This is a genomic window from Amycolatopsis sp. NPDC058986 (assembly GCF_042741125.1).
Taxonomy (GTDB): domain Bacteria; phylum Actinomycetota; class Actinomycetes; order Mycobacteriales; family Pseudonocardiaceae; genus Amycolatopsis.
Genome location: NZ_JBHYJW010000012.1, coordinates 120,740 through 142,615 on the forward strand (window position 1 = coordinate 120,740; position 21,876 = coordinate 142,615).

Consider the following 21,876-nt stretch of genomic DNA (forward strand, 5'->3'; position numbering starts at 1 on the left):
CTTCACGGCATTTGGCCTCCATAGTGGACGGACGTGGCGAACGGGCCGCTATCGCCGAAGGCCGCGTCGGCGAAACGTTCCCCGATCCGGCGGTGAGTGGCGGTGTCCGGGTGGAGCCGGTCCGGTAGCGGCAGCTCGGCGGAGTCCGCTTCGCCGTACAGCGTGAGCCCGTCGAGGTGGTGCAGGTTCGGATCGTCGGCCACCCGATCCCCGACGATGCGGGCGAGTTCGTCGCGGATGAGGGTGAGCGTCAGCCGTCCGGACCGGTCGCCGGGATCGCCGGTGGCCCGGAAGACGAGCCTCTCGCCGTCGAAGTCCGGGGCACCGGGGCCGGGCGTGTTCTCGTGGATGGGACACAGGATCGGGGACACGACCAGCAGCGGCGTGGCCGGGTGCCCGTCCCGGATCGTGTCGAGGAAACCGTGGACGGCGGGGGCGAACGCGCGCGGGCGCAGCAGATCGGCGTTGACCAGGTTGATGCCGATCTTGAGGCTGATCAGGTCCGCGGGCGCGTCCCGGATGGCCCGCGCGGTGAACGGATCGAGCAGCGCGTTACCCCGCAGGCTCAGGTTGACCAGGTCCACGCCGGCGCGGGCGGCGGCGACCGAGGGCCAGGCCGCGGTCGGGCCGTCGGCGTTGGCACCGTGACTGATCGAACTGCCGTGGTGCAACCAGATCCGGCGGCCGCGATCCGGAGCCTGCTCGACCGGCGCGTCGGTGCGCAGCGCGATCAGCTCGGTGATCTCGTTGTGCGGCAACCAGATCTCGACGTCCTTCAGATGATCCGGCAGTCCGGCGAACCGAGCCGTTCCAGGCTCCCCGGGACGGGTGACCGCGGACCGGGTGGCCATGTCGAGGACGTGGACGTTGCCACCGGGCACCTTCGTCAGGCCCGCCGGACGGCCGTCGACGAGCAGTTCGTACCGGCCCTCCGGCGGCGCGGGCATCCCCTGGTAGCTGGTCTTGGTGGGCAGCACGTCCAGTTCCACGGTCGTGGCCCTGGTGCGGAAGACCAGCCGCACGCCGGACGGCTGGGCCTCCACCATCGCCAGGTAGGCGTCGGGAAAGCGCTTCCTCGCCGACGCGGGCAGCCGATGCGGCAGCACGCCGTGTTCGGTGCGCTCCAGTTCGAGCGCACCGAACACGAGGTCCGCGCTGATCGGGGTGGTGATCCAGCCGGTCATGCGGCGACCTTGGCCAGGAACGCGGCGAGCTTGGTCTTGGCCCGTTCGATCTGCTCTTCCAGCGTCAGGGATTCGCGGATCCGCTCACCGGACGCGACCTTCTTCTTGCCGCGCAGGTAGAGCGAACACGCCAGATCGGTGCAGAAGTACGACCCCACCGAATTGCCCTGCTGCCCCTCCTTGCCCGCCTTGCGTGCCGTCATCAGCGAAACGCCACCGCCCGAATGCGTGGTCAGGCACAGGGAGCAGAGGTTGCTCCGCGCGACCCCGGCGGGCGGGGTGGCCCGGCGCAACGCGACACCGACCAGTCCGTCGCCGGACTCGGTGACCAGGTAGGCGCGGTCCGGCGAGGCGGGGTCCCGCCAGCCGAGGAAGTCCAGGTCGTCCCACGGCCAGGTGGCGAGATCCCGGGGCACGGCCAGCCGCTTCGCCTCGCCCTTGCTGCAGTTGACGAACGACGCGCGGATCTCGCGCTCGGTTACGGGTCTCATACCGGAAAGCTAACTCTTCCTAGGGTGCCTAGGCAAATGGTTTAATACCCTAGGAACGAAAGGGCGACGCATGGCACGCGCTGGGGTGACCGCCGAACGCCTGACCAGGGCGGCGGCGGACCTGGCCGACGAAGTCGGCTTCGAGAACGTGACCGTCTCCGCGCTCGCACGCGGCTTCGGTGTCAAGGACGCGAGCCTGTACTCGCACATCAGGAACGCGCGGGAGTTGAAGACGCGCGTGGCGGCGCTGGCGCTGACCGAACTCGCCGACAAGGCCGCCGACGCGCTGGCGGGGCGGGCGGGGAAGGCGGCGCTTGTGGCGTTCGCGAACGCCTACCGCGACTACGCGAAGAAGCATCCGGGGAGGTACGCCGCGATGCAGTACGACCTCGACGAGAAGTCGGCGGACCCCGCCGCCGCGCGCAGGCATGCCGAGCTGACCCGGGCGATCCTGCGCGGCTACGCGCTTTCCGAGCCCGACCAGACGGACGCGGTGCGGCTGCTGCACAGCACGTTCCACGGCTATGTGAGCTTGGAGCGCGCGGGCGGGTTCCGGCACACCTCGCGCGGGGCGGACGCGTCGTGGGCGCGGGCTCTGGACGCCCTCGACACCGTCCTCGGAAACTGGCCGTCCTCGTAGACCTCAGTGCGTTCGGGCGACAGGCCGGAGGCCACCGTGGGCGCGGACGTACGCGGCGACCCGGACCCGCAGCCCGCGGACGTGCGGCAGGGAGATCGCGAAGGCACGGCCGGGCCGGTACCCGGGATCGGCGCCCGCCTGCCCGCACGGACCGCTGATGTACACGAATTCGTCGTCGACGTCGTACCAGGGCTCCGACCACAGTTCGGTGTCGTTCACCCGGGGATCGTCCTGGGCGGCGCGCGCGTTCCAGTAGTTCGGCGACCGCATCACCTCCGCGAGCGCCATGGCGAACCCGGGGAGGTCGGCCTCCGGCATGGCGAGGCCGTGCCCGCTCCAGACGCGGGGCAGGCGGTATTCGGGATGGGCTTGGTCGGCCTCCGGGGCGCGGCGGAAGGTCACGGCGTTGCCGGCGACCTCGGCGATCCAGGGGTACATCGCCCGGGTGGAGATCACGAACATGGCAGGTTTCACTCCGTTCGGCAGCGGGGGCACGGCGTGAAACTGTCCGCCGGATTTTTCGAGGGGAAATCGGCGGCAGCATCGTCGCTGGAGAAGAAGAGCTACAAGGGTTCCATTCTGCCGTGCCCACGATGGTCGCGGGAAGTACTCCCAGTACTCGGATGATCGCTCCGCGCTCGCCGTGTCGTGGCGCGCGAACAGTGGGAAGGTTGGCGCGCGGCTTGCGTCGCCCACTACCCTGGGTACCGGGCCGAGAGGCGCTGCAACGGGCGAAGGCCCGCCACGCTCGGCTCGCACCATCATCCGCAAGGGCGCCTCCCTGTAACGGGAGGTGGGCTGTGGCCGCGACGGGCGAGACGGCATTGCGGGAGCTGCTGGACCAGCGCGTGGTGGTGCTGGACGGCGCGTGGGGCACGATGCTCCAGAACGCGGGGCTGACCCCGGCCGACTACCGCGGCGACCGGTTCACCGAGCACCCGAAGGACGTCACCGGCGACCCGGACCTGCTCAATCTCACCCGGCCGGACGTGGTCCTCGACGTGCACCGCCAGTATCTCGCCGCGGGCGCGGACGTCACCACCACCAACACCTTCACCGCGACCAGCATCGGCCAGGCCGACTACGGGATGGAATCGCTGGTCCGCGAGATGAACCTGCGCGCCGCCGAGCTGGCCCGCCAGGCCGCGGACGAGTTCGGCGGCCGGTTCGTCGCCGGGTCGATCGGGCCGCTCAACGTCACGCTTTCGCTGTCCCCGAAGGTGGAGGACCCCGCGTACCGGGCGGTGTCGTTCGACGACGTGTACGCCTCGTACGCCGAGCAGATCCAGGCGCTGGCCGACGGCGGTGTCGATCTGCTGCTCGTCGAGACCATCTTCGACACGCTCAACGCGAAGGCGGCGATCGCGGCTGCCCGCGAGGTCGCGCCGCACCTGCCGCTGTGGATCTCCGTGACGATCGTGGACCTGAGCGGCCGCACGCTGTCCGGGCAGACCGTCGAGGCGTTCTGGCGCTCGATCGAGCACGCCGCGCCGCTGGTCGTCGGTGTGAACTGCTCGCTGGGTGCCGAGGAGATGCGGCCGCACATCGCCGAACTGTCCCGGCTCGCGGGCACCTACACCGCCTGTCACCCGAACGCGGGCCTGCCGAACGCGTTCGGCGGCTACGACCAGACCCCGCGGGAGACGGGCAGCCTGCTCGGCGACTTCGCCGCGGCCGGGATGGCGAACATCGTGGGCGGCTGCTGCGGCACCACTCCGGAGCACATCGCCGAGATCGCGAAGGCGGTGCGCGGCGCGGCTCCCCGGCCGGTCCCGGCACCGGCGGCGCGTACCCGGTTCAGCGGTCTCGAACCGTGGGAGATCGGCGACGACACCGGGTTCGCGATGATCGGGGAGCGGACCAACGTCACCGGTTCGGCGCGGTTCCGCAAGCTCATCGAGGCCGGCGATCACCAGGCCGCCGTGGACGTCGCGCTGGAGCAGGTCCGCGGCGGCGCCAACGTGCTCGACGTCAACATGGACGCCGACCTGCTCGACAGCGAGCAGGCGATGACCACGTTCCTGAACCTGATCGCGACCGAGCCCGAGGTGGCCCGGATCCCGATCATGATCGACAGTTCCAAGTGGACGGTCCTGGAAGCCGGGCTCAAATGCGTGCAGGGCAAGGGAATCGTCAACTCGATCAGCCTGAAGGAGGGCGAGGAGCAGTTCCTGGCGCAGGCGCGGCGTATCCGTGACTACGGCGCCGGCGTGGTGGTCATGGCCTTCGACGAGCAGGGCCAGGCCGACACCGCCGACCGCAAGGTGGAGATCTGCGCCCGTGCCTACGATCTGCTCACCCAGCAGGCCGGGTTCGCGGGCGAGGACATCATCTTCGACCCCAACGTGCTCGCGGTCGCCACCGGCATCGCCGAGCACAACGGCTACGCGAAGGCGTTCATCGACGCGCTGCCGCGGATCAAGGAGCGGTGTCCCGGCGCGCACACCAGCGGCGGCATCTCGAACCTGTCGTTCTCCTTCCGCGGCAACAACGTCGTGCGCGAGGCGATGCACTCGGCGTTCCTCTTCCACGCCGTGAAGGCCGGGCTGGACATGGGCATCGTCAACGCCGGGCAGCTCGCGGTCTACCAGGACATTCCCGCCGACCTGCTCGAACTCGTCGAGGACGTGCTGTTCGACCGGCGGCCGGACGCCACCGACAGGCTGGTTTCCTTCGCCGAGACGGTCAGCGGCCGGGGCACCCGCCGCGAGGTGGATCTGTCGTGGCGCGAGGCGCCGGTGGCGGAGCGGCTCTCGCACGCGCTCGTGCACGGCATCGTCGACTTCATCGAGGACGACACCGAGGAAGCCCGGCAGGCCATGGCGCGTCCCCTTGAAGTGATCGAGGGCCCGCTCATGGACGGGATGAAGATCGTCGGCGACCTGTTCGGCTCGGGCAAGATGTTCCTGCCGCAGGTGGTCAAGAGCGCACGCGTGATGAAGCGCTCCGTCGCCTACCTCGAACCGTTCATGGAGGAGGAGAAGGAACAGGCCCGGCTCGCGGGCAACGTCGTTTCCGGGCACGGCAACGGAAAGGTCGTGCTCGCGACGGTGAAGGGCGACGTGCACGACATCGGCAAGAACATCGTCGGCGTCGTGCTGGGCTGCAACAACTACGAGGTCATCGACCTCGGGGTGATGGTCCCGGCAGGGAAGATCCTCGACACCGCGATCGCCGAAGGCGCCGACGCGGTCGGGCTGTCCGGGCTGATCACCCCGTCGCTGGACGAGATGGTCAACGTCGCCACGGAAATGGCGCGGCGCGGGCTGAAGCTGCCGCTGCTGATCGGCGGCGCCACCACCTCGCGGCAGCACACCGCCGTGCGGATCGCCCCGGCCTACGACGGGACGACCGTGCACGTGCTCGACGCGTCGCGTGTGGTGGGCGTCGTCTCGGATCTGCTCGACCCCGAGCGCGCCGAGACCCTCGCGGTGGCCAACCGCGAGGAACAGGAACGCCTGCGCGAGCAGCACGCGAACCGGCAACAGCGCCCGCTGCTGACCCTGGAACAGGCGCGCGCGAATCCCGAGCGTGTCTCGTTCGACGACGTCCCGACGCCCGCTTTCACCGGGCTGCGGGTCGTCCGGCCCGGCCTGGCCGAACTGCGCGAGATGATCGACTGGCAGTTCTTCTTCCTGGCGTGGGAACTGAAGGGCAAGTATCCGGCCATCCTGGACCAGCCGGTCGCCCGTGAGCTGTACGACGAGGCGAACGTCCTTCTCGACGAGATCGTCGAGAAGGAGCTTTTCCGGGCCGAGGGTGCCTACGCCTTCTGGCCGGCGCAAGCCAAGGGCGACGACATCCTGCTCGGGAACGGCGTCGAGTTCCCGATGTTGCGTCAGCAGACCGAAAAGCCCGCAGGGCGGCCGAACCGCTGCCTCTCGGACTACGTCGCGCCCGAGGGCGACCATCTCGGCGGCTTCGCGGTGGCCATCCACGGCGCCGAGGACCTCGCCGCCACGTACGAGGCCGAGCACGACGACTACCGCGCGATCATGGTGAAAGCGCTGGCCGACCGGCTCGCGGAAGCGTTCGCGGAGTACCTCCACCTGAAGGCCCGCCGCGACTGGTTCGAGCCCGGCGCCGAACCCGCGCTCGAAGACCTGCACGCCGAACGGTTCCGCGGCATCCGCCCGGCGCTGGGCTACCCGGCGAGCCCCGACCACAGCCTCAAGCGGCAGCTGTTCGAACTGCTCGACGCCGAAGCCATCGGGATGGGCCTGACGACGTCGTTCGCGATGACCCCGGCGGCCAGCGTCAGCGGGCTGATCTTCGCGCATCCGGACTCGCGGTACTTCACCGTGGGACGGCTCGGCCGCGACCAGATCGAGGACTACGCGCGGCGCCGCGGCCTCGATGTGGCCGAGATCGAGCACTGGCTGCGGCCCAATCTCGCCTACGAACCGTCCTCGTGACCGCTGCGGATTCCGCCGGCTCCCGAGTTCGGCTCAGGAGCGCCGGCCGGTCCCGTTTTGCCATGTGGCGCGGGTGATTTCGTACTCGACCTCACCTTGGGCGGTGCCGGGCACCAGATTCTCGTCGCCTCCGGAGCACGGGAAGGCGCGGACGAACGAGAGCCCGGCGGCGGTCATGGTGGCGCGCGAAGGCGTGTTGACGGCCAGTGTTTGCGCGAAGATGCGGTCGAGCCCGAGTTCGGCGAAGCCGTAGCGGATGAGTTCGCGCGCGCCCTCGGTGGCGTAGCCGCGGCGCCATCGGCGGCGCAGCAGCCGAAAACCGAGATCGGCCTCGCCGTCGACCTGGGGCTGGTCCGGGCCGTGGGGCGGGCGCAGGAGCCACCAGCCGACGAACCCCTCCTCGTCGAAACCGGCCCACAGGCCGAGACCGGGCACCTCGAGCGCCGCGGCGAGCCGACGGCGGTGCGCCGCTTCGACTTCGGCGCGCGAGGAGGCCCGGCCGTCGAGATAGCGCATCACCTCGGGATCGGAGTCCAGTTCGATCTCCAGGCCGAGATGCTCGTCGGCCAGCGGCACCAGCTTCAGCCGCGGGGTGTGCAGAACGGGTTGCGTCATGCGTTGATCATCGCAACGGGGACAACTCGATTCCGCCACGGAAAAGGCGGCGACCGCGGGTGATTCGGGGCTTCCGGTGCCTTCGCGCGACGCGCTACGCTCGCTGACCGTGCCGGTACCGGTACCGGTTACTGGGACAGCGCGCGTTACCACGATGTCCACCGGCTGGGACGGTCTCTGGGGGAGTGGGTTCGGGAAGATTCTTTCCCTAGGGTCCGTGTCTGTCACCCGATCAGATGAACCCGAGTAGGTGCCGTGCCCGACCCCCTGCCGTCCGCCGAGGGCGCTCCGCCGACGGCGGTGCGCTCGGTGCCCGCCGCGCTGTGGCGCGCGATCCTCGCCGGCCGCTGGACTCTGGTCTGCGCCATCGTGGTGGTGCTGATCGTGTTCCTGGCCGTCGCGGCCGATCTGCTGACGCTGATCGAGGGGCAGGGTCTCCAGCCGGACATCGGGAACCTCGGGCCGACCGGCCTCCCGGCGGGCCCGCTCGGCGGGATCAGCGCGGCGCACTGGTTCGGCGTCGAACCCCTGACCGGTATCGACCTGTTCGCGCTGGTCGCCCACGGCGCGCGGACCTCGCTGCTGGTCGGGCTCGGCGCGACCGTGCTCGCCACCCTGCTGGGCGTGCTGATCGGGGCGAGCGCCGGCTATCTCGGCGGCTGGTGGGACCGCGTGGTCACCTGGACCGCGGACGTGATCCTCGGGTTCCCGTACCTGATCTTCATGATCGCGCTGGGCGCGGTCGCCCCGGTCGAGTTCCCCCGGCAGCTGCTGCTGATCGTGGTGCTGGGACTGTTCGGCTGGCCGCGGGTCGCGCGGATCGTGCGGGCGCAGGCACTGACACTCGGCAAGCGCGACTTCGTGTCGGCGGCGAAGGCGATGGGCGGCGGGCCATGGCACGTGTTCTCCCGTGAGCTGCTTCCCAATCTGTGGGCACCGATCATCGTCGTCGCGAGCCTGAGCATCCCGTCGATGATCGGCAGCGAGGCGGCGTTGTCGTTCCTCGGCGTCGGTGTCCTGCCGCCGACCCCGAGCTGGGGCCGCACCATCAGCACCGCGATCGACTACTTCCAGACCGACCCGATGTACCTGCTGTTCCCCGGTGCGTTGCTGTTCCTGGTCACGTGCGCGTTCAACGTCGTCGGCGACGGCATCCGTGACACCCTCGACCCGCGCTCGGGAGGACGGGGCTGATGCGCACCGCCCGGTTCGTGCTGACCCGGTTCGCCGGGATGGCTTTCGTCCTGCTGATCGTCACCTTCATCACGTTCGTGGTGTTCTACCTGCTGCCCGCGGACCCGGCCCGGATGGCCTGCGGCAGGCCGTGCTCGCCGGAGAGTTTGGCGCTGGCCAAGGAGTTCATGGGTTTCGACGTGCCGTGGTACCGGCAGTTCCTCGACTTCGTCGCGGGAATCTTCGCCGGGCGGACCTTCGGCACCGGGACCGCCGCGATCCACTGCGCGGCGCCGTGCTTCGGCTACGACTTCCAGAACAACGTCACGGTACTGACCGAGATCGGTGGCCGGATCGAGGTGAGTTTCTCGGTCGCGGCAGGGGCCGCGGTGCTCTGGATCGTCACCGGCGTCGGCCTCGGCGTGCTTTCCGCGCTGCGCCGTGGCACGGCCTGGGACCGGATCACGATGGGGATCGCGATGGCCGGTGTGTCGATGCCCGCCTATCTCGCGGGGATGATCGGTATCACGATCTTCGCGTTCGCTTTGGACATGGTGCCGAAGTCCGGCTACGTCCCGATCGCCGAAAACCCCGTGCAATGGGCCTGGCATCTCGTGCTGCCGTGGCTGGTGCTGGCGTTCCTGCACGCCGCGATCTATGCACGGCTGACCCGCGGCCAGATGCTGGAGACGCTGGGCGAGGACTTCATCCGCACCGCGCGGGCCAAGGGCCTCACCGAGCGGAAGGTGATCGGCAGGCACGCGCTGCGCAACGTCCTGCTGCCGGTGATCACCGTGTTCGGCGTGGACCTCGGCGCGCTGCTCGCCGGAACCGTGATTACCGAACGGATCTTCGGCATGGCGGGCGTCGGCAGGCTGCTCGTCGACGGCATCGCTTCGATGAACCTGCCCGTCCTGCTCGGCGTGACGTTGTTCTCCGCCGTGCTCGTGACGGTCGTGAACTTCCTTGTCGACCTGTGCTACGGCGCGCTCGATCCGCGAGCGCGGCTGACCTGAGAGGGGAACCCATGAAACGCGTGCTGAAGGTCGTCGCCGGGGCGGTGGTCGCCGCCACGGCGCTCACCGCCTGCGGCGCGAACGACCAGCCGTCGGGCCAGGCCGGGAGCGTGAAGCAGGGCGGCACGATCTATCTGCTGTCCGACGCGCCTTCGCAGCAGTACGACCCGGCGAAGAGCTCGAACCTGGTGGTCTCGGCACTCAGTTTCGTGCACCGCAGGCTGACCTCGTGGAAGGTCGCGCCGGGGCAGGACACCACGATCGTCCCCGATCTGGCCACCGACACCGGCACGCCGAGCGAGGGTGGCAAGACCTGGACGTTCACCCTGAAGGACAACCTGAAATACAGCGACGGCACGCCGATCAGGGCCGAGGACGTCAAATGGGGGCTCGAGCGGTCGTTCGCCGCCCCGTTCTCGGGTGGTCTCAGCTACCACAAGGATCTGCTCTCGCCGGGCCTGGCGTACAAGGGTCCCTTCGACGGCGGCAAGGAACTGGACACGATCCAGACCCCGAACGACAAGACCATCGTCTTCCACCTCTCGCGTCCTTACGGTGACTGGAACTGGGTCGCCAGCACCCCCGCGTTCGCGCCGGTGCCGAAGGGCAAGGGCGCCGAGCCGAACTACGGCGATCACCCGATCACGTCCGGGCCCTACCAGGTGGAGAAGTACGAGCGGGGCAAGGAAGCGCGGCTGGTCCGCAACCCGAACTGGGATCGCAAGTCCGACGACACGCGCCAGGCGAACCCGGACACCATCGTGACCCAGCTCGGCCAGGACACCACGGTGATCTCCAAGCGGCTGATCGACGACAGCGGCAACGACCAGGCCGCGTTCGGTCTCTCCTTCGCCTCGCCCGCCCAGCTGGCGCAGATCCAGGCCAGCGCCTCGGCGAAGTCCCGGCTGGTCACCTCGGAATCCGGAGCGCTGGCCTATCTTTCGCTGAACACCCAGCGCGGCAAGCTCACCGATCCCAAGGTACGCAAGGCTTTCCAGTACGCCGTGGACAAGGCCGCCTACCAGGTCGCGAGTGCGGGCAGCGCGCGGCTGGCCGGGGACATCGCGACCACGCTGATCACGCCGGGCATCGCGGGCCGCGAGCAGTTCGACCTGTATCCGGCGAAACCGGAAGGCGATCCGGAGAAGGCCAAGCAGCTGCTGGCGGAGGCGGGTCTGCCGAACGGCCTCGACGGACTGGTGCTGGCGACCAAGAACGAGAACAGCTTCCCGGAGAAGGCGGCCGCGATCCAGGCCTCGCTCGCCAGGGCGGGTATCAAGATCACCATCAAGGCGCTGGACGAGGACACCTATACGTCCGAAGTGGACACCAAGGGCCTCTCGGACTTCGACCTGACGCTGACCTCGTGGCAGCCGGACATCCCGAGCGCCAACGCCAACATCCAGCCACTGTTCCAGTCGACCGAAATCGGCAACGGCGGGTACAACGAGTCGCGGTACAACAACCCCGAGGTGGATCGGCTGATCACCGAGGCGCAGGCCACGATCGACCCGGCGGCGGCCGCGAAGAAATGGGTCGAGCTGGACAAGAAGATCCTCGCCGATTCGGCGGTCGTGCCGCTCATCTACACCCGCAACTCGTTCCTGCACGGGTCGAAGTTCGGCAACGTCGTGATCGGCCGGTTCCCGGCCTACGCGGATCACCGGCAGTTCGGGCTGATCCAGTGACCGGGGCCTCGCCGACCGAGTCGGCCCGGCCGGTCGGCGAGGCCGCTTTGCTGGACCTGCAGGACGTCTCGGTCTCGTTCGGGACGACGCGCGCGGTGCGCTCGGTCCGCTACACGGTGGCCGCCGGTGAAGTCGTCGCCGTGGTCGGGGAGTCCGGCTCGGGCAAGACCGTCACCGCGATGTCGTTGCTGGGCCTGCTCCCGGCGAACGCGGAGGTGAGCGGCCGGGCGTTGCTGGCGGGGCGGGACCTGTTCGCGATGAGCCCCGCCGAACTGCGGGCGGTGCGCGGCAACGACGTCGGCATGGTGTTCCAGGAACCCATGAGCGCGCTGAACCCGGTGTTCTCGATCGGCGACCAGCTGGCCGAGGCCATCCGGGTGCACCAGCCGGTCTCGCCAGCCGAGGCCAGGCGCAAGGCGATCGACCTGCTCAGGCTCGTCGGGCTTCCCTCGCCGGAGCAACGATTCCGGTCGTACCCGCACGAGTTGTCCGGCGGGCAGTTGCAGCGGGTCGTGATCGCGATGGCGGTCGCGAACGAGCCGAGCCTGCTCATCGCCGACGAGCCGACCACGGCACTGGACGTCACCGTGCAGGCCGAAATCCTCGAACTGCTGCGGGATCTGGGGCAGCGCCTCGGCACGGCGATCCTGCTGATCACCCACGACATGGGCGTGGTCGCGGATCTCGCCGACCGCGTCGTGGTGATGTACGGCGGCCAGGTCGTCGAGCAGAACGACGTCACCTCGATCTTCACCGAGCCGCGCGAGGACTACACGCGGCAGCTCCTCGGCTCGGTCGTCTCCCTCGGCGCGGTCGCCACCGAAGGGGTGGAACGCGCGCTGGCGGCCGAACCGGTGCTCGCGCCGGGACATACTGCGCCGTTCGTTACTAATTCGACCACAGTCACGGCGGAAACGGGTACCTACGAGCAGGTCGGCTGCGGCCCGTATCCGCCTACTTTTGATCGGATTAGTAACGTCGCCGCGGAACACCCGGCCACGCAATCGGTCCCCGACGTGCCGGCGGACTCGCCCCTGCTGACGGTCGAAGACCTGTCCGTCACCTACCGGGGCCGCTTCCGGTCGCTGGCCGTCCGCGCCGCCGACGGCGTCAGCCTGCACGTGGAGCCGGGGGAGATCCTCGGGCTGGTCGGCGAATCCGGCTCGGGGAAGAGCACCGTCGCCGGCGCCGTCACCGGCCTGATCCCGCCCACGGCGGGAACGGTCCGGATCGGCGGTGCCGACATCGCCCGCGTCCGGGGGCGGGCGGCCAAGGCACTGCGGCGGCGGATCGGCGTGGTCTTCCAGGATCCGTTGTCGGCGCTCAATCCCCGGATGCCGGTCGGCGAGAGCGTGGCGACCCCGATCCGGCTGCACCGCCTCCTGCGCGGGTCCGATGTGGACAAACGCGTCGCGGAACTGTTCGACGCCGTCCAGCTCTCGCCCGCGCTGCACACCCGGTACCCGCACGAGCTGTCCGGCGGGCAGCGTCAGCGGGTCTGCATCGCCAGGGCGCTGGCCCTGCGGCCGGACCTGCTGGTGGCCGACGAACCGACCAGCGCCCTCGACGTCACCATCCAGGCCCGCGTCCTCGAACTGCTGCGCTCGCTGCAGGACGAATTCGGGTTCGCCTGCCTGTTCATCAGCCACGACCTCGCGGTGATCGAGCAACTCGCCACGCGGGTCGCCGTGATGCACCGCGGTCACGTCGTCGAACAGGGCCCGACGAAGGCGGTGCTCACCGCGCCGGTCCACCCCTACACCCAGCGGCTGCTGGCGGCCGCGCCGGTCGCCGACCCCGCCGCGCAGCGCCGCCGCCGCGAGGCCTGGCGCGAACTCGGACAGCGCTCCCTATGACAGGTGCTGGGTGAGGAAGAGGGCGGCGCGGTCCAGTGCCTGATCGGCCTCGTCCAGGATGCCGGTGAACGACTGGAACACGTGGGGCACGCCGGCGGTGATGTCGAGGATGACGTCCACCCCGGCATCGAGGGCGCGCGCGGCCAGGCGGGTGGAGTCGTCCAGGATCAGTTCGTTCGTGCCCGCCTGCAGGAGCATCGGCGGGAAGCCCGTCAGGTCGGCGAGGATCGCGGGGCTGAGCAGTGGCTGGTGCGGGTCGGCCCCGGCGAGGTACATGGCTCCCGTGTGGGCCATTCCCTCGCGGGTGAGGAGCGGATCGAGATCCGCCTTGGTGTCCATGCTTTCCCCGGTCCTGGTGGCGTCGAGCCCGGGGGAGAACGCCACGATCGCGGCAGGCAGCGGCAAACCCGCGTCACGGGCGGCGAGGCATGTCGTGACGGTGAGACCGCCGCCTGCGGAATCACCGGCGAACGCGATGGCCGAAGGATCTTCGCCGCTGTCGAGCAGTGCGCGGTAGGCGCTCAGCGTGTCCTCGATCGCGGCCGGGAACGGATGTTCGGGAGCGAGCCGGTAGTCCAGTGAGAAGGCCCTGAATCCGGTCTTGGCCACCAGGTTCCCCGTCAGCGACATCGCCGTCTCGGGTGATCCGTACACGAAACCGCCGCCGTGGAAGTACAGAATCGTCCCGGCCTTCGCGGTTGTCCTGGCCTTCGCGTCGTCGGCCGGTTCGACGAGCACCGCGGGCCGGTCACCGAGTGTCTCGGTCCGGGTACGGATCCCGGCCGGGACGAGCATCCCGGCCATCAGTGCTCTGAATCCGGCACGGATCTCCTTGACCGATCGAGGTCCCTCGGGCCGGGGCTGCCGCAGCATCGCGTCGATCTTCGCGCGTTGTTCCTTGCTCACCTTGCGCTCCTCTCGGAAGTGCATTCCGCTACAGTATATGCCATGGCATCTAAATCCTCGGCCGATGGTGCCGCGGCCGACCTTCCGAGCTTCTTCGCCGACCTCGTCCGATGCGAGACGCGCCTGTACAACGACCTCAACGACTGTCTTCGGGTGCGGCACGGGATCGTCACCTCGCAGTTCGAGTTCCTGCGCTACCTCCGCGACCATCCCGGTTCCCGGGTGGCCGACATCGCCGTCGAGTTCGCCGTCGGCATCGGGGCGACGAGCAAGGGGGTCGACCGCCTGGAGAAACAAGGCTGGGCCGTCCGGCGGCCGAATCCGTCGGATCGCCGGTCGTCACTGCTGGCATTGACCGACGACGGCTTGAAGCTGGTCGATGCGGCGGAGCGCACCTTCACCGAGCGACTGGCCGAACTGATCGGCGATGCCCTCGAGGGTGCCCCGATGTCCGCGGTCGCGCGGGCTTTCGCGGGGCTCCGCGCCGCGCTGGAACGTGCCCAGATCGGCATGCCCACGGGTTGAACGCGGCCGGTGCGGACCGCTGCCGTGTCGTGGCGAGCATCGGGACCGGTCCCGGCGGCACCTCAATACACTGCGGTCGTCCATCTCGCACCAGGACAACGACACCACGTTGAAAAGCACCAATTCACAAGATTGGATTGCGCATGGTGAAAAAGTCCATTCGGTTGCGCCCGCGCGCCATTTTACGTGCCGCGGTGACTGTTTTTCTGGTTCTCAGCTGTATCGGCATCGCGGGTACCAGCGCACAGGCGATGCCCAGCCCCTCGGCGAGCCGTCAGAGCGTTAGCGCCAATTCTCCTGAACAGCGGAGGTTCGTTCTTCGAGCCATATACGGGACGCGCGACCGGTGCCTTGATGCCGGTGCTAGGGGGAAAGCCGACGATTCCTGGTTCGACTACTACTGCCAGCCGTCAGAGCCCTCGGACGCCTGGGAATTGTGGGTGGCTTACGACTGATGGTTTCTGTTCTTCTTTGCTGACGAAGCAGCCGGAGGGGCCTGCCGTTTCTGCGGCAGGCCCCATCCTGGGGTCGTGAAACGAACGTTTTACAGGCCCCGGAGCCAGACTCTCCAGTCTGGAACGGCTACGGGACTTAGCTGGAGATGGGTTGGTGGAGGTTGTTTCTTCGGGGTGTGCGTAGCGGATCCACGTAATCTGGCGGGATGAATTCGGGTAGTCCGTCTTCGGCGATGCGGACTTTCCAGTCGGCTTTGTGTAGCAGCCGGTGGTGCGCGCCGCAGAGCAGCACGAGATTCCGGAGGACGGTGTGTCCGCCGTTCATCCACGCGACCACGTGGTGGGCGTCGCAATGTCGGGGTTTGCGATGACACCCTGGGAAAGCGCAGCCGCCGTCCCGGATGACCAGCGCTTTGCGTAGCGCGGGGGTGACGAGTCGTTTGGCGCGGCCGAGGTCGAGCGGTTCGCCCTTGGTGCCCAGCACTGCCGGGATGACCTGGCAGTCGCATGCCAGCATCCGCGCCTCGGTGGCGGTGATGGTGCTGACCATGTCCAGGCACGCCGTACCCAGCTTCGATTTCAAGTCATCCAGCGTGACCGTGACCAGGAGTTGGGCGCGGTCGCCACCAGGCACGTCGGGAACGTTGGCGAGCATGGCGATCGTCTCGCCGAAGGCTTCCCCGTACCGCTGGGACGGCGACCGCAGGTCGGGCCATTTGTCTTCCCCGGCGGGCCGGGGTGTGGCCAGCGGGTCGAGGATCGTGCTGAGGCGGGTTCCGGTGATGGGGCCGAGCTGTCCGTCGATGTCGAACCAGCCGTCTTTCCGTTGCCGCAACCGCAACTCGGGCTTGCGCTCCGGCGGATCCGGGTCCTTCGGGGGCTTCCCGTCCTGGTCCATGCGGGCGAGGATCTCGTCGGCGGCCTTGACCACTTCCTGCGGTGTGGCGTGCCGGGCCAGCTCCACCAGGATCTTCTCGGCGCTGCTTCTGTCCTCTTCGGACACAAAGGAAGGAACCTTCTTGAGGAACTGGAGGATCCGGTCGCTGTGGTGCGGGCCGATCTCGCCGTCGAGGGCGGCGGCTCTGGTTGCTGGCGCGGTGGCGGGGAGTTCGCTACCGTCGATATTGCGACCGGGGTTCAACCCGTGGGCGCGATCGAGGTACTTTTTGGCTTCACCCCGCGACATCCGCGCCATGTGCGCGAACCAAGCCGCTGTCGACCCATACCCGTACAACTCGGAGACGCCACGCGACTCGATCTCCGCGAGGAACTGGCCGAGTTCAGCGTCCAAGCGCCACAAGGACTCCAGTCGGGTACGCACTTCGTCGGCGAGTGCACGACCGGATCGCCGCCACAGCTCCTGTGGCGGTTCCAGAGTGGACAGGTTCTCGGACACATCACCATCCTACCGTAGGAGCTAGAACATATGTTCGACACGATCAGGTGAAATCTGCTCCCGGTCCAGGTTGGGACTCGGTGGCTGCGTGGAGTGATCCTGTTGGGGTGTAAGGATTTCGACTGTCGATGACGACCTGGCCGCGGCACGAACGGCAAGCTGCCGAAGCTGAGAAGGCTGCTCGGCCACCATGAACTCCCTGTGTGCCGTGCCTTCCTGTGCACAGGGGTCTGAGCGGCGCAGTGAGGTACGTCGTGAACGCTCCGTTCAGGACGATCAACGTCCCCAACGGAGGAGCGTTCAAGACAAGTATGGATCCCCCCGGGGACGCCCTCGTCGCCTCTCGAAGCCTCCACGGCGTCCCTCGTTGAGCTGACTCGCCAAGACTTCGGAGGTTAGGTTAGCCTCTCCTGGCAAGTGGAGGACGGAGCTGGGGGAGTGAAGCAGGTGGGGCACAGCCAGGGAACCGCCGAAACCGCGCCGACCCGTGACGGGCGCGAGTTGTTCTTCATGCGCCTTCCGGGACCGGTGGACGCCGATGCGCCGACGGTGGTCTTCGAAGGTGGCCTCGCCGCGAACCGGTCGTACTGGGCGCCGGTTCAGGCGGTGGTGGCCGAGTGGGCCCCCGCGGTGGTCTACGACCGCAGCGGGCTCGGCCGCAGCGCGCCCGATCCGGGACCGCGATCGCTCGACAGGCTCGCCGCGGACCTGGGCGCGGTGCTCGATCATCTCGGGACGGGGCCGTTCATCCTTGTCGGGCACAGCTGGGGCGGGCCGATCGTGCGGCTCGCCGCGGCGGCGCGGCCCGGCCGGATCTCGGGGCTGGTGCTCGTCGATCCGAGCGACGAGTCCTGTGACCTCATTTTCCAGCCTGCCATGCGCCGGGCGGAAAAGATCGGACAGGTGGTCAGCGCGACGCTGGCTCGTGCCGGGCTGCTCGGGTTCGCCTACCGCGGGCTGCTCGCGGCGCTGCCGGAGGACGCGCGCCGCGACATGCGCGCGGAGGGTTTCACCGTCGGCACCATGCGCACCCGTGCCGCCGAACTGGCCTCGGTGGTCCCGGATCTGCTGGCGATGCGCGAGAACCCGCCGGAGCTGCCCGGCATCCCGGTCACGGTGATCTCCGGCGCGCTGACGGCGCCGGGGATGGGCAGGCGGGTTCGCGACGCGGCGACCGCGTCCCACGAGTATCGCGCGACGCGGTCGGCCGGCGGCAGGCACGTCCTCGCCCGGAAATCGGGGCATATGGTGCCGGCGACCGAACCCGGCCTCATCGCCGCCGAGGTCCGCCGCCTGGTCGTGCCGTTCGAAGAGGCTCCGGGGCACGGAACTCAGTAGCCGACGGTGAAATGCCTGTCCTCGCCGGGGTTTTCGAGTTCGTCGAGCACGGCGACGGCGAGATCCTCCGCGGAGATCCGGGACGTGCCGTCCGCGGTCGTGACGAGCGTGGTGCCGCCGCGCCGGTAGGTTCCGGTGCGGGCCCCGGGTTCGAGGAGCGCGGCCGGGCTGAGGTAGACCCAGTCCGCGGAATGTGCCCGGCAGGCGTCCAGCTGCGCGACGCTGGCCGCCGCGATGTCCCGCCACGCGGTGGGCACGTAGTCCGGGTTGTCGAGCACCGCGAGGTCCGGCCGCCCTGGTGTCCACAGTGGACCGGCGCCCCCGACGACGAGGAGCCGGGTGCCTGCCGCCGCGGCCGCGTCCAGCAGTGCCGTCGTGGTCGGGGCGGCCAGGTTTTCGTGCCCCGGTGCGGGACGGGTCGCCGCGACGACCGCGTCGGCGCCGGTGAACAGGCCGCGCATGCGCTCGCGGTCGGTCGCGTCGCCTCGCGCGGTGGTGACCTCGGCGGGCAGCGAAGCGGGTGGTTCGCCGCGGAAGACCACGGTGGTCCGGTGTCCCCGGCGGGTGGCTTCCCCTGCGACGCGCGAACCGACCATTCCGCTCGCGCCGATGACGACGATCCTCATCGGACAGTCCCTTCCGTGACGAGGTCGCGCACCGGCGCGTCCGGGCGGGTGCGTGGGGAGAGCTGTGCCGCGACGACCGCGGCGAGGGCGAGCGCGAAGCCCACGAGCTGGATCGGGCCGAGTGTCTGGCCGAGCACGAGCACGCCGAGCAGCGCGGCGACCATCGGCGAGAGTAGGCCGAGGACGGCGACGGAGTTGACCGGCAGCGTGGTGATGCCCCGGAACCACAGCACGTAGGACAGCAGCCCGCCGATCAGGCCGAGCCACAGGTAGCCGAGGGCGGCCTTCGCGTCGATCGCGGGTGGCGCGCCCTCGACGAGGAACGTGACGGGCAGCAGGAACAGGCCGCCCGCGGTGAGCTGCCAGCCGGCGAAGGCGGTCGGACCGACACCGTCGGGCCGTCCCCAGCGTTTGGTGAGGGTGATCCCGAGCGCCATCGAGGCCGCGCCGCCGAGGCCCGCCACGATCCCGGCGACGTCGAACGCCGCGTTCGGGCCGATCACCACGAGACCGACACCGACGACGCCGGCGATGCCCCAGACGAACCGTCTACCGGACGGGCGCTCGCGCAGGATGAGCACGGCCAGCACGGCGACGATCATCGGCTGGGACGCGCCCAGCGTGGCGGCGACACCGCCCGGCAGGCGTTCGGCCGCGGTGAACAGCAGCGGGAAGAACAGCCCGATGTTCAGCACGCCGAGCGCGGCAGCCTTCCACCACCAGGCGCCGTGCGGCAGGGTCCTGGTGAGCGCCAGCGTGATCAGCCCGGCGGGCAGTGCGCGCAGCAGCCCGGCGAACAGCGGATGTCCCGGCGGGAGGAATTCGGTGGTCACCACGTAGGTCGTGCCCCACACCATCGGGGCGAGCGCGGTCATCGCGGTACGGGCGAGCGTGCCGCCCGAGGCTGGGGAAATCGTCTGGTTTCGCATGGGTCCAGTCTTGGCCGACCAGCGGTGATGAGTCCAACACATGTTTGTCACCGAATCTATCGTGATACAAGATAGATCCGTGGAACTCCAGCATCTGCGGTACGTCGTCGCCGTCGCCGAGACGAACAGCTTCACCCGCGCCGCCGAGCGCTGCCTCGTCGTCCAGTCGGCGCTCAGCCACCAGATCGCGCGCCTGGAACGGGAACTCGGGGCCCGGCTCTTCGACCGCACCAGCCGCCGCGTGCGGCTGACCGCGGCGGGGGCTGCCTTCCTGCCCGCGGCCCGCCAGTGCCTCGACGCCGCCGAACGCGCCGCCGCCGAGGTGGCCGCCGCCGTCGGCGAGGTGCGGGGACGGCTCACCGTCGGCGTGATCCCCACCGTCGCGGCCGTGGACATCCCGGCCGTGCTGCGCGAGTTCCACGGAAGCTATCCGCGGGTACGCGTCGGCCTGCGGGTGGGCGCCAGTGAAGAACTCGTCGAGCAGGTCAAACAGGGCACGCTCGACGCCGCCCTTCTCGGCCTGCCCACCACCGCGCGACCTGAAGGCGTCCACACGCACGAACTGGCCCGCGATCGCCTTGTCGCCGTGGTCCCGCCGGGGCACGCGCTCGCCGGGGAAGCGGACGTCGACCTGCGCCGGCTGTCCGCCGAGGTGTTCGTGGACTTCCCGGCGGGGACGGCGGGCCGGGCCCAGTCCGATCAGGCCTTCGCCGCCGCCGGCCTGACCCGCGACGTCGCCCTCGAGGTGACCGCCGCGGATCTCATGGCCCGGCTGATCCAGCAGGGACTCGGTGTCGCCATGCTCCCGTCGACCTACGCGCCCCAGCTCAGCGGTGTCGTCACCGTCCCGGTGACCGACGCGCCGGGCCGCGTCGAATACCTGGTGTGGAGCAGGTTCAGCCGCACGCCCGCCGCGACCGCGTTCCTCACCGGGCTGGGGGTGCGGGCCGAGCTGCTCGGCGGCTGAGGGCTACTCGCCGCGCAGCTGCCTGCGGATCTCGGCCAGCTTGTCCTTGGCGGCCTCGTCCCGGTCGGCGATCTTCTTGTCCAGCGTTTCGGCGGTTTCCTCGCCGCCGATCCCGGCGAGTTCGGTCGAGCCGATCGCGGTGGTGTACCGCTTCTCGATCCGGTCCCGCACGTAGTCGAAGCCGGGCACCCCCGCTTCGGTGTAGTCCGGTTCGGGGACCTCCGGCGTGCCGGGTGCGGGCAGCGCCGGCCCGGCGTCGTTCTCGCTCATCGTCTGCTCCGTTTCCGGTCCGGTCCGTCCACCTCGACGATAGCCCGGATCGACCCGCGGGGTGTCCGTCGTCCACTGTGGACCCTCCGATGTGGCTGAGCCATCCGGGGGAGTACGCGAAAAACTGTTCGCCGGGGCACCGCGATTCGGCAGACTGTCGATCATGGCGGGGACGGGCAGGTGGGTGCGCCTGCAGGCGGTGGCGGTGTCCGGTTCGGCGTGCGAAGGGTTGCTGCTGGCGGCGTTGCCGCTGCTGGCGGTGTCGATCACGACGGATCCGCGCGAGGTGTCGCTGGTCAACGTCGTCGGCCAGGCGCCGTGGCTGCTGTTCTCGCTGCTCGCCGGTGTGGTGATCGACCGGTTCCGCCGGACCACGGTGCTCGCGTGGGCCTACGCGGTCCAGGTCGCCGCGGCGCTGGCGCTGGCCGTGTCCGGCTCGGCGGGCCTGCTGAGCCTGCCGGTGCTGATGGTGGTCGCGTTCGTGATCACCTCGGCGCAGGTGCTCGGCGACGGCGCCAGCGGGGCGCTGGTACCGGAGATCGTGGCGCCGGATCGGCTCGCTTCGGCCAACGCGCGGCTGCAGGTGATCGATCGCGGCGTGGTCCAGTTCATCGTCCCACCGGTGACCGGGCTGCTGTTGTCGCTCGGCGCCGGCTTGCCCGCGTGGCTGGCCGGGGCGTTCGCGGTGGCGGCGTTCGTGCTGGCGAGGGGAATTCGTTCGGCTCCCGCGCCGGTGTCCGGGGTGCATCCGCTGCGGGGCATCGGGGCGGGGCTGCGGTACCTGGTCGGCACACCGCTGCTGCGGTCGGTGACGCTCAGCGTGGCGCTCGGCTCGTTCGCGGCGAGCGCGTCCAACGCGATGTTCGTGCTCTACGCGACGCAGGTGCTGCACGTCGGCGCCATCGGGTACGGAATCCTGCTCGCCTGTATGGCGGTCGGCTGGGTCGTGTCGTCGTTCGTGGTCCAGCGTGTCGTCGCGCGCCTGGGGTATTCGTGGTCGATGCGGTTCGGCCAGGCCGCCAACATGGTGGTGATGGTGCTGATCGCCGTCCTGCCGCCGTGGCCGGTGGCCATCGGGCTCGTCCTGGTGTTCCTCACCGCCACGGTGCTGGTGTGGAACGTGTGTTCGCAGTCGATCCGGCAGCGGTTCACCCCGCCCGCCCTGCTCGGCCGCGTGCTGACGAGTCATCGCGCGCTGGCCTGGGGCCTGACCCCGCTGGGCGCGCTGGCCGGGGGATTCGTCGCCGCGCACTGGAATCTGCGGGGCGTATGGGTGATGGCGGCGGTCGTGCAGCTCGCCGCGACAGCGGTGGTGTGGCGGGCGGTCTCGCCCGCTTCGTTCCGGGAAACCGAGCTCGCGGTGGCGGAGACGGCCAGTCGGTGAAC

At 69.6% G+C, this 21,876-nt stretch carries 19 protein-coding genes and 1 riboswitch; of the genes, 10 read left to right on the forward strand and 9 right to left on the reverse strand.

The window, feature by feature from the left end; genetic code table 11:
* Nucleotides 1–2 precede the first annotated feature (2 nt).
* Both ACFW0G_RS14010 and ACFW0G_RS14015 read right to left on the reverse strand, forming a co-directional pair.
* Nucleotides 3–1,184 carry a GDSL-type esterase/lipase family protein gene (locus tag ACFW0G_RS14010; protein ID WP_378325523.1) on the reverse strand — a complete coding sequence of 394 codons (1,182 nt, stop codon included), beginning with the start codon at nt 1,182–1,184 and terminating at the stop codon, nt 3–5.
* Complete coding sequence (locus tag ACFW0G_RS14015; protein ID WP_378325525.1) at nt 1,181–1,675, reverse strand: FBP domain-containing protein; 495 nt, start codon at nt 1,673–1,675, stop codon at nt 1,181–1,183. Before ACFW0G_RS14015 ends, ACFW0G_RS14010 begins: the two co-directional genes overlap by 4 nt.
* Nucleotides 1,676–1,745: 70 nt before the next feature.
* Between ACFW0G_RS14015 and ACFW0G_RS14020 the strand changes: the two genes are divergently transcribed.
* Nucleotides 1,746–2,315: a TetR/AcrR family transcriptional regulator gene (locus ACFW0G_RS14020; protein ID WP_378325526.1), complete on the forward strand. Its 570-nt coding sequence runs from the start codon at nt 1,746–1,748 to the stop codon at nt 2,313–2,315.
* Between the two features lie 3 nt (nt 2,316–2,318).
* Here the strand turns inward: ACFW0G_RS14020 and ACFW0G_RS14025 are convergent, their stop codons facing one another.
* The gene (locus tag ACFW0G_RS14025) at nt 2,319–2,777 is read right to left on the reverse strand and encodes a hypothetical protein (RefSeq protein ID WP_378325527.1); all 459 of its coding nucleotides are present in this window, start codon (nt 2,775–2,777) and stop codon (nt 2,319–2,321) included.
* A 246-nt stretch (nt 2,778–3,023) separates the two neighbouring features.
* A riboswitch (S-adenosyl-L-homocysteine riboswitch) is annotated at nt 3,024–3,101 on the forward strand.
* Between the two features lie 14 nt (nt 3,102–3,115).
* On the opposite strand from ACFW0G_RS14025, the gene metH reads away from it, so the two are divergent.
* Complete coding sequence (gene metH / locus ACFW0G_RS14030; RefSeq protein WP_378325528.1) at nt 3,116–6,730, forward strand: methionine synthase; 3,615 nt, start codon at nt 3,116–3,118, stop codon at nt 6,728–6,730.
* A 33-nt stretch (nt 6,731–6,763) separates the two neighbouring features.
* Here the strand turns inward: metH and ACFW0G_RS14035 are convergent, their stop codons facing one another.
* Entirely contained in the window at nt 6,764–7,345 is a 582-nt protein-coding gene (locus tag ACFW0G_RS14035) for a GNAT family N-acetyltransferase (RefSeq protein ID WP_378325530.1), read from the reverse strand.
* A gap of 255 nt (nt 7,346–7,600) precedes the next feature.
* Here ACFW0G_RS14035 and ACFW0G_RS14040 point away from each other — a divergent pair, with 255 nt between their 5' ends.
* The 4 genes from ACFW0G_RS14040 to ACFW0G_RS14055 are packed head-to-tail and all read left to right on the forward strand — an operon-like array spanning nt 7,601 to nt 13,078.
* Nucleotides 7,601–8,539 carry an ABC transporter permease gene (locus tag ACFW0G_RS14040; RefSeq protein ID WP_378325531.1) on the forward strand — a complete coding sequence of 313 codons (939 nt, stop codon included), beginning with the start codon at nt 7,601–7,603 and terminating at the stop codon, nt 8,537–8,539.
* A complete protein-coding gene (locus ACFW0G_RS14045) occupies nt 8,539–9,534 on the forward strand; it encodes an ABC transporter permease (protein WP_378325532.1) in 996 nt (331 codons plus the stop codon). The genes ACFW0G_RS14040 and ACFW0G_RS14045 overlap by 1 nt, the downstream gene beginning before the upstream one ends.
* Before the next feature lie 11 nt (nt 9,535–9,545).
* The gene (locus tag ACFW0G_RS14050) at nt 9,546–11,222 is read left to right on the forward strand and encodes an ABC transporter substrate-binding protein (protein WP_378325533.1); all 1,677 of its coding nucleotides are present in this window, start codon (nt 9,546–9,548) and stop codon (nt 11,220–11,222) included.
* Nucleotides 11,219–13,078: a dipeptide ABC transporter ATP-binding protein gene (locus tag ACFW0G_RS14055; protein ID WP_378325534.1), complete on the forward strand. Its 1,860-nt coding sequence runs from the start codon at nt 11,219–11,221 to the stop codon at nt 13,076–13,078. The genes ACFW0G_RS14050 and ACFW0G_RS14055 overlap by 4 nt, the downstream gene beginning before the upstream one ends.
* Here ACFW0G_RS14055 and ACFW0G_RS14060 read toward each other — a convergent pair.
* Nucleotides 13,073–14,008 carry an alpha/beta hydrolase gene (locus ACFW0G_RS14060; protein ID WP_378325535.1) on the reverse strand — a complete coding sequence of 312 codons (936 nt, stop codon included), beginning with the start codon at nt 14,006–14,008 and terminating at the stop codon, nt 13,073–13,075. The two genes, ACFW0G_RS14055 and ACFW0G_RS14060, sit on opposite strands and share 6 nt — an antisense overlap.
* Before the next feature lie 18 nt (nt 14,009–14,026).
* On the opposite strand from ACFW0G_RS14060, the gene ACFW0G_RS14065 reads away from it, so the two are divergent.
* The gene (locus ACFW0G_RS14065) at nt 14,027–14,509 is read left to right on the forward strand and encodes a MarR family winged helix-turn-helix transcriptional regulator (protein ID WP_378325536.1); all 483 of its coding nucleotides are present in this window, start codon (nt 14,027–14,029) and stop codon (nt 14,507–14,509) included.
* Between the two features lie 591 nt (nt 14,510–15,100).
* Here ACFW0G_RS14065 and ACFW0G_RS14070 read toward each other — a convergent pair.
* Entirely contained in the window at nt 15,101–16,360 is a 1,260-nt protein-coding gene (locus tag ACFW0G_RS14070) for a DUF222 domain-containing protein (protein ID WP_378325537.1), read from the reverse strand.
* 438 nt (nt 16,361–16,798) lie between these two features.
* Here ACFW0G_RS14070 and ACFW0G_RS14075 point away from each other — a divergent pair, with 438 nt between their 5' ends.
* Nucleotides 16,799–17,698, forward strand: coding sequence for an alpha/beta fold hydrolase (locus ACFW0G_RS14075; protein ID WP_378325538.1), 900 nt, complete (start codon nt 16,799–16,801; stop codon nt 17,696–17,698).
* Here ACFW0G_RS14075 and ACFW0G_RS14080 read toward each other — a convergent pair.
* Complete coding sequence (locus tag ACFW0G_RS14080; RefSeq protein ID WP_378325539.1) at nt 17,692–18,324, reverse strand: NAD(P)-dependent oxidoreductase; 633 nt, start codon at nt 18,322–18,324, stop codon at nt 17,692–17,694. The two genes, ACFW0G_RS14075 and ACFW0G_RS14080, sit on opposite strands and share 7 nt — an antisense overlap.
* The gene (locus ACFW0G_RS14085; RefSeq protein WP_378325541.1) at nt 18,321–19,253 is read right to left on the reverse strand and encodes an EamA family transporter; all 933 of its coding nucleotides are present in this window, start codon (nt 19,251–19,253) and stop codon (nt 18,321–18,323) included. The genes ACFW0G_RS14080 and ACFW0G_RS14085 overlap by 4 nt, the downstream gene beginning before the upstream one ends.
* Before the next feature lie 79 nt (nt 19,254–19,332).
* On the opposite strand from ACFW0G_RS14085, the gene ACFW0G_RS14090 reads away from it, so the two are divergent.
* On the forward strand, nt 19,333–20,220 hold the full coding sequence (locus ACFW0G_RS14090) for a LysR family transcriptional regulator (RefSeq protein WP_378325542.1): 888 nt from the start codon (nt 19,333–19,335) through the stop codon (nt 20,218–20,220).
* A 3-nt stretch (nt 20,221–20,223) separates the two neighbouring features.
* Here the strand turns inward: ACFW0G_RS14090 and ACFW0G_RS14095 are convergent, their stop codons facing one another.
* Nucleotides 20,224–20,490: a hypothetical protein gene (locus ACFW0G_RS14095; RefSeq protein ID WP_378325543.1), complete on the reverse strand. Its 267-nt coding sequence runs from the start codon at nt 20,488–20,490 to the stop codon at nt 20,224–20,226.
* Nucleotides 20,491–20,653: 163 nt separating this feature from the next.
* On the opposite strand from ACFW0G_RS14095, the gene ACFW0G_RS14100 reads away from it, so the two are divergent.
* Entirely contained in the window at nt 20,654–21,874 is a 1,221-nt protein-coding gene (locus ACFW0G_RS14100) for an MFS transporter (protein WP_378325582.1), read from the forward strand.
* The last annotated feature ends 2 nt before the right edge of the window (nt 21,875–21,876 follow it).